Source organism: Bradyrhizobium tunisiense (assembly GCF_042263385.1).
GTDB classification, from domain to species: Bacteria; Pseudomonadota; Alphaproteobacteria; order Rhizobiales; family Xanthobacteraceae; genus Bradyrhizobium; species Bradyrhizobium tunisiense.
The window spans coordinates 255474-270126 of the sequence record NZ_JBHLEV010000007.1 but is presented as its reverse complement, the minus strand read 5'-3'; the positions used below and the strand labels follow the sequence as shown (position 1 = coordinate 270126).

Genomic DNA, 14653 nt, shown 5'->3' with positions numbered 1-14653 from the left:
GCTGCGGGCCGGCCCGGCCCGCAAGCTGCCTGGAACGGAATCTTGGGGTGGAACGATGTGGGCCTTTTTCGAACGTCTCCTCGACTCGTCCATGCTTTCGCCGCACGGCATCTGCCTGTTATGGGAGCCTCAGCTGATCTGGCTCCACGTCGTTGCCGACGCCTGCATTGCCGCCGCCTATTTCTCGATCCCGTTTGCCCTCGCCATTCTCGTCACCAAGCGGCGCGACCTCAAATTCGGCTGGGTCTACTGGGCATTCGCGGTCTTCATCATGGCCTGCGGCCTGACCCATGTGCTGTCGATTTATACGCTCTGGGTTCCGATCTACGGCATCGAGGGCATCGTCAAGGCGGCCACGGCGGTCGCGTCCGTCTTCACCGCCGCCGCGCTTTGGCCGCTGCTTCCGAAGATCCTGACAATTCCCTCTCCATTCGAACTGCGGCAAGTCCAGGCCGCGCTCGAGGAAGAGGAGATCAAGAGCCGGGACGCGACGCTTCTGCTGCAGCAGGTCAGCGATGCCCAACGCGCGATGCGCGACAGCGTGGCGCGACTCACCGCGATCGTCGAGACTGCAGTCGACGGCGTCATCCTTTTCGACGCGCAGGATCGCATCCTGCTGTTCAATCCGGCCTGCGAGCGCCTGTTCGGCTACTCTGCCGAGGAGGTGATGGGCTGGAACGTCAGCATGCTGATGCCCGAGGCGGACGCGTCGTCCGACAATGCCACGCGGCATTTCGCCACCGGCGGCGAATCTGTCGGCCTGCGCAAGGATGGATCGACCTTCCCGATGGACCTGTCGGTGGGTCAGGCGCAGCAGGACGGCGAATTGATCTTCGTCGGCATCGTCCACGACCTGACTGCGCGCAAGCTGACCGAGCAGCAGCTCCAGCAGGCGCAGAAGATGGAGACGGTCGGCCAGCTCTCCGGAGGCATCGCGCACGACTTCAACAATCTGCTCACCGTCATCATCGGCAATGCCGAGCACTTGAGCGAGCAGCTCAAGGCTCGGCCGGATCTGCGGCGCTTTGCCGACGACATCTGCCAGTCGGGCGAACGGGGCGCCGAGCTGACGCAACGGCTGCTCGCATTCAGCCGCCGCCAGTTGCTGCAGCCTCAGCTGATCGATTGCCGCGGCCTGCTCGATTCCATGTTCAAGCTGCTCAAGCGCACCTTGCGCGAAGACATCGAGATCAGGACGAGCACCGGCCCCGGCACGATCGTGGCGTTTGCCGATCGCGCCCAGCTCGAATCCGCCGTGCTCAACCTCGCGCTCAACGCGCAGGACGCCATGCCGGCAGGAGGACATTTGACGCTGAGCACGGAGCTGACCGAGATCGACGACGACTATAGCGCCCTTCACCCCGAAGTCGCAGCCGGCGCTTACGCGTTGATCTCGGTCACCGACGACGGCGAAGGCATGACCCCTGACGTCATGGCACGCGCCTTCGAGCCGTTCTTCACCACCAAGGAAGTGGGCAAGGGCTCGGGTCTCGGCCTCAGCATGGTCTATGGCTTCGCCAAGCAATCGGGCGGCCACATCTCGATCTACAGCGAGATCGGCCTCGGGACCACGGTCCGAATCTATCTGCCGCGCGCGGACACCGGACAATCGCAGGCCGACCCGTCCGATGGCGAGGACGCGGCGCCGCGAGGATACGAGACGATCCTGATCGCCGAAGACGATCCGTTCGTCCGCTCCTCCGTCGTTCGCAGGGTGGAAGCTCTCGGATATCGTGTCGTTGCCGCAGTCAACGGCAAGGAGGCCTTGCAGCAGTTGCACACCGATCCCAGCATCGACATGCTGTTCACTGATATCGTGATGCCGGGCGGCATGAACGGCTGGGAGCTCTCCGATCAGGCGCGGCGGATTCGTCCCGGTCTGCCGGTCCTGTTCACCTCGGGCTACGCATTGGAGACCCTGGTGGAGCAGGGCCGCGCGCCCGCACAGGCGATCGTGCTGACCAAGCCCTATCGCAAGATCGAGCTCGCCCAGCGGCTCAGGGACGCGTTCGCCGCGGCGGCCATGACGCCCTGAACGCCCGAGCGGAATCTGGCGGCCGGCAAGTTCGCTTGCTAAATCATGCCGGTTTTGGCCTATTAGCCGCCAGATACGCTTTCGGAGTGCCCGCGATGGTTCCTTTTTTCGTCCAGATCAAATGCAAGCTCGGCCAGTCCTATACGGTCGCCAATGCGCTTGCCGAAGCCGAGATCGCGTCCGAGATCTACTCCACGGCCGGCCAATACGACCTCCTCGTGAAGTTCTACGTCGACAAGGATACCGACATCGGCCATTTCGTGAACGAGAAGGTGCAGGTGCTGCCGGGCATCCAGGACACCCTCACCATCATCACCTTCAAGGCGTTCGGCGCCAGCTGATCATGCGCCGAACGACGGCCGAAGCGCGTTGACGATCAATCCAAATCTCATCGCGCTTGAGGTTGTTGTTGACGCATGATCTTTCCCGAAAACCGCTTCGCACTTTTCCGGATCATGCTTTAGCCGCCTTCCTTGCGCTTGGGCGGTGTCGGTCCCTGCACTGGCGGCAGCGACTTCAGATACGCGGCCATCGCGGCGCGGTCTTCCGCGGTCAGTTGCGCCAGATTCTTGATCACCGGCCGCATCGCACCCGAAGCGCTGTCGCCCTCGGGCATGTCGCCGGTCTCGAGAAAATCCGCGATATCCTTCTCGCTCCAGCTGCCGATGCCCTGCTGCGTGATGTTAGGCACCCAGCCCTGCCCTTCCGGATTGGGACCACCGGCAAAGCGCTGGCCGGCGATGATTCCGCCGAGCGCATTGCGCGGGCTATGGCATTCGGCGCAATGGCCGAAAGCGTTCACCAGATAGGCGCCACGATTCCATTGCGGCGAGCGCGCGGCGTCCGCCACGAACGGCGCGGTGTCCATGAACAGCAACTTCCAGATGCCGACATTGCGGCGGATGTTGAACGGAAACGGCAGCGCGTGGTCGTGAACTCTGCCGGACACCGATGGAAGCGTCTTCAGGTAGGCAAAGAGATCGCGGACGTCGTCGGTGCTGGCGAGATGATAGGACGTGTAGGGAAATGCGGGGAAATAGTGCGTGCCCGCGGGCGAGATGCCGCGCATCACGGCGTTGACGAAATCGGCCTCGCTCCAGCGGCCGATTCCGTCGGCCGGATCGGGGGAAATGTTGGGGGCGTAGAACGTTCCGAACGGCGAACCCAGCGCCAGCCCGCCGCCGAGCCGCAGGCGATCGGGCTGATTGGGGGTGGCATGACAGGACGAGCAGCCGCCGGCGTTGAACAGTTCCTGCCCGTTGGCGAGATCGGGGCTACGGGTCGGCGCCGGCAAGGCCAGCGCGGCCGGGGCGGTCGCCCACCAATAGAGGGCGAACGCCGCGGCAGCGGCGATCAGGGCGGCAAGAAGCGTTCGTCGCAGCATTCGATCATTCCATCGTGAAAGCGCGAACTTAAGGGTCATGCCGCGCCCGATCCAACCACGAATATTTTAGGCGGTCCGGCTGTAATGCCGGAATAAACCGCATGCCGCACTGTTTGAAGAGCAATCAGGCCTCAACAGGGAGAGACCCATGACCAAAGCCTTTTTTGCCACACTGGCACTTGGAGCTGCCGTTGCGTTCGCCGCCCCGGCCAGCGCGGAGAAACTGAAGGCAACGCTCGACGGCAAGTCCGAGGTGCCGGCAACGACCACTAGCGCCACCGGAACCGCCGATCTGGACTATGACGCCGCCAGCAAGAAGTTATCCTGGACCGTCACCTATTCAGGACTGTCCGGCCCCGCCACGGCCGCGCATTTCCATGGGCCCGCCGAAGCCGGCAAGAATGCCGGCGTTGCCGTCCCCATCCCCAACGCGGCTTCGAGCCCCGTCAAGGGCGAAGCGACGCTCACCGACGCGCAAGCCGCAGATCTGCTCGGCGGCAAGCTCTACATCAACATCCACACCGCGGCCAATCCGGGCGGCGAGATCCGCGGTCAGGTCATGAAGTAGGCCTCAACGCTGCTGCGTCGCGCGAAGGCCGGACGCCGGAGGGGTGTCCGGCCTTTTCGATTCCGACGGTGTCCTAAGCCGCATTCAGCGCCTGCGTGAGATCGGCGATCAGGTCCGACGGGTTCTCGATGCCGATCGACAGACGGATCGTGGAATCGAGCACGCCGATCTTCCGGCGGATGTCGGCGGGAACGCCGGAATGGGTCATGGTTGCAGGCAGGCTCGCAAGCGACTCGGTGCCACCGAGACTCACCGCCAGCTTGAGGATCTGCAGCGCGTTGAGAAATTTGACGGCTGCCTCCTTGCCGCCGACGATGTCGAACGAGAAGGTGGATCCCGCCCCCAGGCACTGCCGCGCGAATGCACGCCCGGCCGGCGACGACGCCTCGTGATGACCGAGATAGTGGACCTTGGCGACCTTGGGATGATCGCGCAAGAAGTCCGCAACGAGGCGCGCATTGCCGTTGGCCTTCTCCATGCGCAGGCTCAATGTCTCGAGCGAGCGATTGATCATCCAGCAGGAATGCGGATCGAGCTGGGTGCCGATGGCGCCGCGCAGCGCCTTGATGCCCTTCATGATCGCCTTCGAACCGAGCGCGGCACCCGCGATCAGGTCGGAATGACCGCCGACATATTTCGTCAGCGAATACAGCGAAATATCAGCGCCGTGCTCGATCGGCCGCTGAAACACCGGCCCGAGCAGCGTGTTGTCGCAGGCGATGATCGGTGTGTTGCCTTGCGCCTTTCCGATGGAATCGGCGACACGGCGGATCATGGCGATGTCGACCAGGCCATTGGTCGGATTGGCCGGAGTCTCGATCAGGATCATCGACACGCGGCCTTTGGCCATGGCCTCTTCCGCGGCCTGCTTGACCGCCGCCTCGTCGATCCCGTCGGCGAAGCCGACGGCGCCGATCGACAGACGCGCCAACGTGTTCGTCAGCAGCGTTTCCGTCCCGCCATAGAGCGGCTGGGAATGCAGGATGACGTCGCCGGGCCGGACGAAGGCGAGGATGGTGGTCGCGATGGCCGCCATGCCCGATGAGAACAGCGCGCAGCTCTCGGTACGCTCGTAGATCGAAAGCCTGTCCTCGACGATCTCGCTGTTGGGATGATTGAAGCGCGAATAGACCAGGCCCGCGCCCATCCCTTCCGGCGGCTCGCGCCGGCCGGCGACGAAATCGAAGAAGTCCTGTCCGTCATCGGCCGTCTTGAACACGAAGGTGGAGGTCAGGAACACCGGCGGCTTGATGGCGCCTTCGGACAATTGCGGATCATAGCCATAGGTCAGCATCAGGGTTTCCGGATGCAGCATATGGTTGCCGATGTGGGTCTTCGACGGGAACGGTTTTACCATGGCCTGCCTCGCTGTTCTTCAGGTGCTCGCCGGGCGTTGGAACTCATGGTGTCATGACGCAGTCAGGCGCGAGATGCGCCTGTATCCAACAGCTCACGTTGATGCCGCAGCGGCTTGCATTGATGATAGCCGCTCTCAGAGCGATCCGTCAGGCCTTGCGACCAGAATTTCCTGATGCTGAGCGGCGATGCAAAGAGGGCGGCTGCTTTCGCAACCGCCCTCTCTTGCTCGTAGCCCGAATGGCGCGAAACGCAATCCGGGACGGGCCATCAGCCGGGATAGACCCGGGATTTCGCTCCGCCGACGGACACTGTGCCCAGCTATTTCAACTTCACGCGATAGGTTTCGTGGCAATCGTTGCAGCGATCGTTGATCGTGGTATAGGCCGCTTTCAAGCTCGCGACGTCGGTAATCTTGCCTTTGGCGTCGGCAATGGCTTTCTGCACTGGCGGAATCTTGGAGTCGAAATCGGCCTTGTTTTGCCAGACCTTTTGCGAGCTGCCGTAGGTCGCGTTCACCACGTCCTGCTTGGGATTGATCTCGAAGGTCTTGGCGATCTTGGCAACATCGGCCTCGATACTGGCGATGGCCTCATCGACCGCCTTCTTGTCGAAGGGGATATCGCCCTTGGTCATCTTCTGGATGACGCCATACTGATTCTTGGCGATCGATCGCATCAGATTGTCCTGCTGGACGGCAATCTCCTGTTGCGCCATTACGGCGCCCGCGCCCAACACGAGGACGCCCGCGACAATCATCGTCCGTTTCATTGGTTCGTTTCTCCGGCTCTCGATACGGTCAGGGAATGAGACTTCACGGGCTTCGGGAGAAGCCTGGACCCATCATGGGTAGAACCCCGCGCGGCGCTTTTATTTCCCGTGCGCGCGGGGAACTTGGCCTAGAGGCTGTGACGGCGATGGTGCTCGTTGATGGCGATCCACACCCGCTCCGGGGTTGCCGGCATGTCGATGTGGTCGATCTTGTATTCGCGCCAGAGCGCGTCGACGATGGCGTTGACGACGGCCGGACAGGAGCCGATCGCGCCGGCCTCGCCCGCCCCCTTCACGCCCATTGGATTGGTCTTGCAGGGGACGTTGGCGGTCTCGAACACGAAGGCCGGCCCGTCCGCCGCCCGCGGCAGCGCATAGTCCATGAAGGTCGCGGTGATCAACTGGCCGTCGCTGGGGCCATAGACCACCTGCTCCATCAGCGCCTGGCCGATGCCCTGCATGGCGCCGCCATGCACCTGGCCGGCCAAGAGCAGCGGATTGAGCGTCTTGCCGAAATCATCGACGATCACATAGTTGACGATCTTGATGATGCCGGTGGCCGGGTCGATCTCGACCTCCGCGACATGCGTGCCGTTGGGATAGGTACCGTCGGCACTGGCGAAGGTCGCGCTGGCATTCAGCTTGGACGGATCGGCGCCCGGCCGCTTGGCGAGATCAGCGAACGAGATCGAACGGTCGGTACCGGCGATCCGCACCACCCCTTCCGAGATCTCGAGGTCCCCGGCGCTGGCCTCCAGCGCCTGTGCCGCGACCTCCTTGAGCTTTTGCCCGAGCTCGCGCGTGGCCCGCTCGACGCTGACGCCGCCTGACGGGATCGAGGCCGAGCCGCCCGTGCCGAGGCCGGTGGCGATCATATCGGTGTCACCCTGGTGGATGTGCACGCGCTCTGGCGCAACGCCGAACTGCTCGGCGACGATCTGCGCATAGGCGGTCTGGTGACCCTGCCCGCTGGATTGCGTGCCGATCAGGACGGTGATGTCGCCGTTGGGGTCCATCCGCACATTGGCGGTCTCCTCGCCCATGGTGCCGCACACCTCGACATAGCTGGCAAGACCAATCCCGCGGATCAGGCCGCCCTTCTTGGCCATCTTGGCGCGCTTTGGAAACTCCTTCCAATCGGCGATTTCCATCGCGCGCTTCAGATGCGCGGCGAAGTCGCCGGAGTCGTAGACCTTGCCGGTCGCGGTCTTGTAAGGCAGCGCCTTCGGCGGGATGAAGTTCTTGCGGCGGACGGCGTCCGGCGTCATGTCGAGCTTTCGCGCACAGGCATCGACGAGGCGCTCGATGACATAGGCCGCCTCGGGGCGGCCCGCGCCGCGGTAGGCGTCGACCGGCACGCTGTTGGTGAAGATGGTGCGTACCCGGCAGTGGAAGGCCTGGATGTCGTAGAGGCCCGGCAGCATGCCGGCGCCGCCATGTGGGATGTAGGGCCCGAAGGTCGACAGATAGGCGCCCATGTCGCCCATCAGGTCGCAATCCATGGCGAGGAATTTGCCGTCTTCCGTCAGCGCCATCTTCGCGGTGGTGACGTTGTCACGGCCCTGCGCGTCGCCCATGAAATGCTCGGTGCGGTCGGCGGCCCATTTCACCGTTTTCTTGAGCTTCTTGGCAGCGACCGCCATCAGGGCATATTCGCGATACGGGAACAGCTTCGTGCCGAAGCCGCCGCCGACGTCGGGGCAGATCACCCGCATCTTGTCGGTGGGGATGTTGAGCACATTCTGGCAGAGGATGTCGCGCAGGCGATGGCTGCCCTGGCTCCCAATCGTCAGCGTCAGATGGTCGCGCTTGGCATCGTACTCGCACACCGCCGCGCGCGTCTCCATGAAGTTCGCGACCACGCGCGGATTGACGATCGAGATCTCGGCGACCGTATGCGCCTTGGCGAAGGCGGCTTCCGTCGCGGCCTTGTCGCCGATCGAGACATCGAACAGCACATTGCCGGCCTTGTCCGGCCACACCTGCGGCGCGCCCTTCTTCACCGCATTGACGACGCCGGTCACCGCGGGGAGCGGGCTCCATTTGACGTCGATCGCCTCGATCGCGTCACGGGCCTGGTCGATCGTCTCGGCAACGACGAAGGCAACGGCGTCGCCGACATGACGCACTTCGCCCGCAGCCAGGATCGGGTAAGGCGGGCCGGTGAACGGATCGGTCTCGAGATTGAACAGGCACGGCAGATTGCCGAGCTCCTTCACGTCGTCGGCGGTCAGGATCAGCGCCACGCCGGGCAGGCCGCGGGCGCGGCTCGCATCGATGGTGTACTTGGCATGCGCATGCGGCGAGCGCAGCATGAGGCAGCGGAGCGCGGCCTGCGGCGCATAATCGTCGGTATAGCGGCCCTTGCCGCGGATGAGCGCGTCATCCTCCTTGCGCAGCACGCTTTGGCCAACGCCGAACTTGATGGGAGCCGCCATTTTATCTTCCCGTTCTCATGGTTGTTTTGTGGGCATATTGCCGTGGAAAAACTGGCAAGGCAAACGGGTTTAGCCATGCACATTGGCAACAGGCCGGGAAAAGCACCGCTCACCGGACGCTTCGAGCCCGACTTATTTCGAGGTTCTGCGCCGACCCGACGTTGGGAGACGGAGTCCATCCAAAGGTGCAATGCGTTGTAGTGGCGAAAAATCGACTTTCCAAAGATCGAGTTCAAACAGTTCCCCACACTGATCGCTGTTCAGAGCGACCGAGACCGGTACACCATCTGCATCATCAAACTCGGCTTCGCCAATACACTTACCTAACTGCCGGTCCGCGCTTCCCACAAAGCGAAGGCTGCCCATTCCGCCGTCGTTCATGTCTTCTACGAGGTCAAAATCGCCGTGCGAAGACGAAGACTGCCCTAGGATATAGACGATCAAGTCATACTCTTTGGGAGTAAGTGGGCGTGGCATTTTTCTCTCAAAGGCTAGGGTGCATTGGCCACATTATGCCACGCTTACGGTGTCCGCCCATGGTCCGCAGTTGAAATTCATTGAGGTTTGCTGCAGCGCGCCTAAGCTCGCACCAGCGAGACCAGCCAGTTGCGGCCGAACAGGATGAGGATCGCGATCGTATAGACGATCGTTCCCCCGACGGCGAGCAGGACTAGCGTCAGTTCGTCGTGGAAGCGCATCGAGGCAAGATAGGCGCCACCAAAACGCGCGATCAGCCAGAAGGCGCCGGCCAGGATGAGACCGATCAGCAGGAATTTGGCGATCGACATCAACCACGCTCGGTCGAGCACGAGAAAGCCCCGCCGCACGGCGAAGTAGAGCACCAGCAGGAGATTGGTCCAGACGCCGATGGCGGTTGCGAGCGCGAGGCCGATCTGGGCCAGCGATCCCATCAAGGCGACCTTCAGCGCAACGTTGACGGCGATGCCGGTCAGCGAGGCCCGCACCGGCGTTGCGGTGTCCTTGCGGGCATAGAAGGTCGCCACTGCGCTGCGGATCAGCACGAAGGGAATCAGGCCGATGGCGTACGCCGCGAGCGTGCTGCCTGCGGCGACCGCGTCGGCCTTGGAGAACGCGCCGCGGGCGAACAGCGCCCGCATGATCTCGTCGGGCACGGTCAGGAAGGCGGCCACGAACGGGATCGAGAACAGCAGCGTGAAATCGAACGCGCGGCGCTGCGCCTTCATCGCGCCGTCGAGGTCGTTGGCGGTGATGCGCCGCGACATCTCCGGCAGCAGCACGGTGCCGATGGCGATGCCGATGACGCCGATCGGCAGCTGGTTGAGGCGATCGGCATAATAGAGCGCCGACAGCGCGCCTGCGGGGAGGAAGGTCGCGATGATGGTGTCGGCGAACAGCGCGACCTGCGTCCCCATCGAGCCCAGTGTCGCCGGGCCCAGCGCTTTGAAGAAGCCGCGGACGTCCTCGTCGAGCTTGAGCGGCGCAAAGCGCGGCAGGCCGCCATGGCGGGCGAGATCGCCGGCGAGCAGGAAATATTGCAGGAAACCGGAGATCAGGACGCCCCAGGCCGCGGCGTGGCCGGCCGTCGGAAACCAGACGGCGACCGCCAGCGTCATCATCATCGCGACGTTGAGGAAGATCGAGGCGGCCGCGGCGCTGGCAAAGCGCTGCATCACGTTGAGCATGCCGCCATAGAGCGTCACCAGCGTGATCAAGAGCAGATAGGGAAAGGTGATCCGGGTCAGCTCGATCGCGAGCTTGCGCTGCTCGGCATCTTCACCGAAGCCCGGCGCCAGAATGCTCATGGCCTGCGGCATGAACAGCCAGGCGACGATCAACAGCAGGACTTGCGAGGCCAGCAGCAGCGTGAAGATGCGGTCGGCGAACAGTTTTGCCGCCGCCTCGCCCTTCTCGCCATGAACATGGGCATAGGCCGGCACCCAGGCGGCGTTGAAGGCGCCCTCGGCGAAGATCGCGCGGAAATGATTGGGCAGCCGCAGCGCCACGAAAAAGGCGTCGGCCACCGGGCCGGCGCCGAGGATCGCCGCGAGCATGATGTCGCGGGCAAAGCCCGTCAGCCGCGAGAGCAGCGTATATCCGCCAACCGTGAAGATGCGTCCGAGCATGCGTCTGTTTTAGAGCATGGCGCGATTAGGTCTAGGTGCTAGCGGCCGGGAAGGTGCGCTGCCTCCCCGCTTGCGTGGGAAGGTTGGGGAGAGGGTGTCTCGGCAACGAGACGAAAGTACCCTCACCCGGCGCTACGCGCCGACCTCTCCCGCAAGCGGGAGAGGTGTCCCAGAGACAGCAGGGCAACGAAGCCGCGGAATCAGCCCGCCAGCGCGCCGCGGACGGCGGCGATCACGCGCTCCTGGTCGGCTTCGGTCAGATAGGCGTGCATCGGCAGGCTGATGACGTCCTGCGACAGGCTCTCGCAAGCAGACAGGCCGCCGTCGGCGACCGGGTACTGCTTGTAGGCGGTCTGCTGATGCATCGACTTGCCGTAATAGATCGCGGTCGGCACGCCCTGGGCTTTCAGCGCGGCAGCGAAACCGTCGCGGTCGGTGCCTTTGGGAAGACGGATCGTGTACTGCGCCCAGACCGAGGTGTTGCCCGGCGCCAGACGCGGCACGGTGACGACGTTGGACAGGCCATGCGCGTAGCGCTCCGCAACCCGGTTGCGGGCGGCGATCTCGTCGTCGAAAATCTTCAGCTTCTCGATCAGGACGGCAGCCTGCATGGTGTCGAGCCGGCCGGTCAGGCCGAGGCGGACGTTGTCGTATTTGTCGACGCCCTGCCCGTGCACGCGGATGCTGCGCAGTGTCGTCGCGAGTTCGTCGTCATTGGTGAAGATCGCGCCGCCGTCGCCGAAGCAGCCGAGCGGTTTTGCCGGGAAGAAGCTGGTCGCGGTGGCAAGGCCGAAGGTGCCGAGCTTGCGGCCCTTGTAGCTCGCGCCGAACCCTTGCGCGGCGTCGTCGAGCACGAACAGGCCTTCGGCCCCGGCAATCTCGGCAATGGCGTCGTGGTCGGCGGGCTGGCCGAACAGATCGACCGGAATGACCGCGACCGGCTTCAGCCCCGCCTTCCGCGCAGTCGCGATGCCGCGCTTCAGCGACTCCGGGCTCATGTTGAAGGTCGTCTCGTCGACGTCGACATAAACAGGCGTCGCGCCGGTCCGCGCCACCGGCGAGGCCGTTGCGATGAAGGTGAAGGACGGACACAGCACGGCATCACCGGGCCCGACATTCTTCGCCATCATCACCATCAGAATCGCATCGGTGCCGCTGGCGCAACCGATCACATGCTTGGCACCGCTGTAGCCCGCAAGCTGCTTCTCGAGCTCGGCGACTTCAGGGCCATTGACGAACTGGCAATGGTCGAGAACGCGCTTGACCGCGGCATCGAGCGAGGCGCCGAGCCGGCGGCGCTGCGAGCCGACATCGATGAAGGGAATGGGTTCGGAACGCAGATGCTGGTTCATGGTCTGGTTCTTGGCGCCTTCTTGCATGGTCGACATGAAAGGGGTTCAGCCGGCGACGCGGCGCGGACCCTTGCGGGCGGACGAGGTGGCCGCGGGCTGCGACGGCGTTTCGAGGCACTGCGTCGCGATCTCGAGGCTGGCGACGCCTTCGTCGCCGGTGACCGCCGGCGTCTCGCCGTGACGCACGGCCCTGAGGAACGCGATCAGCTCGGCGCGGAGCGGCTCGTCATGGCCGACCGGCAGATGCCGCATCGAATAGCTGCCGTCCTGCTTGAAGCCGAAGCACTCGGTGACCTGGCGCGTGAGCAGATCGCCCATCACATATTTGCCCCGGGTCGCAACCGTGACGCTGCGCGCCTTGAAGGGGGTCAGCCAATTGGTGTTGATGTGCGCGAGCACGCCGTTGGCGGTACGGAACTGCAGGAGCGCGATGTCCTCGCGCTCGGCGACCGCGCTCGAGAGCTGCGGCTGCACCTCGACGATGTCGGATTCGGTGAACCAGCGGATCAGATCGATGTCGTGCACGGCGAGGTCGATGACGACGCCGACATTGGACATGCGCGGCGGGAACGGGCCGACGCGCGTGATCGCGATGGAGAGAATATCCTCGCCCGCGATCGCCTGCTTGACGGCGGCGACCGCCGGATTGAAGCGCTCGACATGGCCGACCATCAGCGTCACGCCGGCCTTTTGCGCGGCGGCGACGATCTCGCGGCCCTCTGCGACCGTGGACGCAATCGGCTTCTCGACCAGGACGTGAATGTTCTTGGCGATGCAGGCGAGCGCGACTTCGTGATGCAGATGGGTCGGAGCTGCGATGGTGACCGCGTCGACGCCCTCGGCGAGGAGCTGGTCGAGCGTCTCGAAGCTTTCGCAATTGGCAAGTTCCGTGGCGCGCGCGCGGTGCGCAGGCGAAGGATCAACCACGCCGACGAGACTGACGCCAGGCAGACCGCTAAGCACGCGCGCATGGTTGCTGCCCATCACGCCGGCGCCAATGACGCCGACGCGCAGGCCGGCCTTTGCCGGTGCAGATCCTTTGGAACTCATTTGAGCAAACCCCGATTCAACGCAAATCCCCGGCGCGCTTCTAGCACGGACGCCACATTTGTGGCGAATGCCGCCCTGGCGGCCCGGACACGATTTGATTCAAAAAGTTACACGTTCCCCGGGCCTTAGGCCGAAATACCGCCTGTTTGGCCCGGGTCGCGTGATTCGGAGTTTGCTGGTTACGACCTTTGATAGTCGTCTTCAATCCGGATGATGTCGTCTTCCCCCAGATAGCTTCCAGTCTGGACCTCGATCAGTTCCAGCATGATTTTACCGGGGTTCTCCATCCGGTGCACGGCGCCCATCGGGATGTAGATCGACTCGTTCTCGTGCACCGTCTTCACGGTCTCGTTGACGGTAACGCGGGCCGCGCCGCGCACCACGATCCAGTGCTCGGCACGATGATGGTGCTTCTGCAGCGACAGCCGCCCGCCCGGCTTCACCACGATGCGCTTGACCTGGTGGCGCTCGCCATTGTCGACGGATTGATAGCTGCCCCAGGGCCGATGCACCTTCAGATGCTCCTCGGTGACCTTCGGCGCGACCGCCTTCAGCTTGGTGACGAGGCGCTTCAGTCCGTTGGCATCCTTCTGGCGCGAGACCAGAACCGCATCCGCGGTTGCGACCACGACGAGATCGTCGACGCCTTCGAGCGCGACCAGCGCGCGGTCGGTGGTGACGTTGCAGTTGCGCGAATCCTCGAACACCGCGGCGCCATGCGCCGCATTGCCCTGCGCGTCCTTGTCCGAGAGCTCCCACACCGCGTGCCAGGAGCCGACATCCGACCAGCCGCACGACACCGGAACGACGGCAGCGCGCGAGGTCTTCTCCATCACGGCATAGTCGATCGAGATCGCCTTCGACGAGCCGAACGCCTCGGGCTCCAGCGTGACGAAGCCAAGATCGCGGCCGGCATTGTTGACTGCATTGGTGACCGCCTCGACGCTTGCCGCATCGACCTTGCGGTATTCGTCGAGCAGCACGCTGGCCGGGAACATGAAGTTGCCGCTGTTCCAGAGATAGCCCGAATTGACGTAGTCGGATGCCTTCACCGCGTCCGGCTTCTCGACGAAGCGCGCGACCGCATGCACCTCGCCGGAGATCACCTCGCCCGGATTGATGTAGCCGTATTCGGTCGCCGGCCGCTCCGGCTTGACGCCGAAGGTGACGATGCGCCCGGTGCTCGCGGCCGCAAGACCCTCGCGGCAGGCGGCGACGAAAGCGCCGGTGTCCTGCACGACGTGATCGGCTGCGAGCGCGAGCACGATGGCATCAACGGCGCGGTTCTGCGCGAACACCGCGCCGGCCGCGATCGCAGGGCCTGAATCACGCCGCATCGGCTCGAGGATCACGTCGGCCTCGATGCCGATCTCGGCGAGCTGCTCCAGCACCATGAAGCGATAGGACGCATTGGTGATGACGATCGGCCGGTCGAACAGGGAGGAATCGGAGACGCGCAGCAGCGTGTCCTGGAAGGTCGAGCGCGTGCCGAACAGCGGCAGGAACTGCTTGGGCCGCACCTCGCGCGAAGCCGGCCACAGCCGCGTGCCGGCACCGCCGCACATGATCAGGGGGATTATGCGTTTGTCCATCG

At 64.1% G+C, this 14653-nt stretch carries 12 protein-coding genes; 3 read left to right on the top strand and 9 right to left on the bottom strand.

All coding sequences use genetic code 11. From position 1 onward, the window contains the following. Nucleotides 1–91 precede the first annotated feature (91 nt). Nucleotides 92–2035, top strand: a complete 1944-nt coding sequence (locus ACFDR6_RS27635; RefSeq protein ID WP_317243310.1) for a PAS domain S-box protein — start codon at nt 92–94, stop codon at nt 2033–2035. 95 nt (nt 2036–2130) lie between these two features. Continuing rightward, nucleotides 2131–2376, top strand: a complete 246-nt coding sequence (locus ACFDR6_RS27630) for an Lrp/AsnC ligand binding domain-containing protein (protein WP_018317369.1) — start codon at nt 2131–2133, stop codon at nt 2374–2376. 119 nt (nt 2377–2495) lie between these two features. Here the strand turns inward: ACFDR6_RS27630 and ACFDR6_RS27625 are convergent, their stop codons facing one another. Then, nucleotides 2496–3419, bottom strand: coding sequence for a c-type cytochrome (locus ACFDR6_RS27625; RefSeq protein WP_375860207.1), 924 nt, complete (start codon nt 3417–3419; stop codon nt 2496–2498). 148 nt (nt 3420–3567) lie between these two features. Here ACFDR6_RS27625 and ACFDR6_RS27620 point away from each other — a divergent pair, with 148 nt between their 5' ends. Continuing rightward, the gene (locus ACFDR6_RS27620) at nt 3568–3987 is read left to right on the top strand and encodes a CHRD domain-containing protein (protein WP_212091493.1); all 420 of its coding nucleotides are present in this window, start codon (nt 3568–3570) and stop codon (nt 3985–3987) included. A gap of 73 nt (nt 3988–4060) precedes the next feature. Here the strand turns inward: ACFDR6_RS27620 and ACFDR6_RS27615 are convergent, their stop codons facing one another. The 8 genes from ACFDR6_RS27615 to ACFDR6_RS27580 form a co-directional block, all read right to left on the bottom strand. Then, the gene (locus ACFDR6_RS27615) at nt 4061–5344 is read right to left on the bottom strand and encodes a cystathionine gamma-synthase family protein (protein WP_375860206.1); all 1284 of its coding nucleotides are present in this window, start codon (nt 5342–5344) and stop codon (nt 4061–4063) included. A gap of 320 nt (nt 5345–5664) precedes the next feature. Further along, nucleotides 5665–6114, bottom strand: coding sequence for a cytochrome c (locus ACFDR6_RS27610; protein ID WP_212091487.1), 450 nt, complete (start codon nt 6112–6114; stop codon nt 5665–5667). Between the two features lie 128 nt (nt 6115–6242). Beyond that, nucleotides 6243–8552, bottom strand: coding sequence for a xanthine dehydrogenase family protein molybdopterin-binding subunit (locus tag ACFDR6_RS27605; RefSeq protein ID WP_375860205.1), 2310 nt, complete (start codon nt 8550–8552; stop codon nt 6243–6245). A gap of 132 nt (nt 8553–8684) precedes the next feature. Next, nucleotides 8685–9029, bottom strand: a complete 345-nt coding sequence (locus tag ACFDR6_RS27600; RefSeq protein ID WP_375860204.1) for a DUF6984 family protein — start codon at nt 9027–9029, stop codon at nt 8685–8687. Nucleotides 9030–9130: 101 nt separating this feature from the next. After that, nucleotides 9131–10657, bottom strand: coding sequence for a murein biosynthesis integral membrane protein MurJ (murJ, locus tag ACFDR6_RS27595; protein WP_375860203.1), 1527 nt, complete (start codon nt 10655–10657; stop codon nt 9131–9133). A 200-nt stretch (nt 10658–10857) separates the two neighbouring features. After that, on the bottom strand, nt 10858–12045 hold the full coding sequence (locus ACFDR6_RS27590) for a DegT/DnrJ/EryC1/StrS family aminotransferase (protein ID WP_375860202.1): 1188 nt from the start codon (nt 12043–12045) through the stop codon (nt 10858–10860). Between the two features lie 9 nt (nt 12046–12054). Further along, entirely contained in the window at nt 12055–13059 is a 1005-nt protein-coding gene (locus ACFDR6_RS27585; RefSeq protein ID WP_212091475.1) for a Gfo/Idh/MocA family protein, read from the bottom strand. A gap of 179 nt (nt 13060–13238) precedes the next feature. Then, nucleotides 13239–14651: a mannose-1-phosphate guanylyltransferase/mannose-6-phosphate isomerase gene (locus ACFDR6_RS27580; protein WP_375860201.1), complete on the bottom strand. Its 1413-nt coding sequence runs from the start codon at nt 14649–14651 to the stop codon at nt 13239–13241. Nucleotides 14652–14653: the final 2 nt, after the last annotated feature.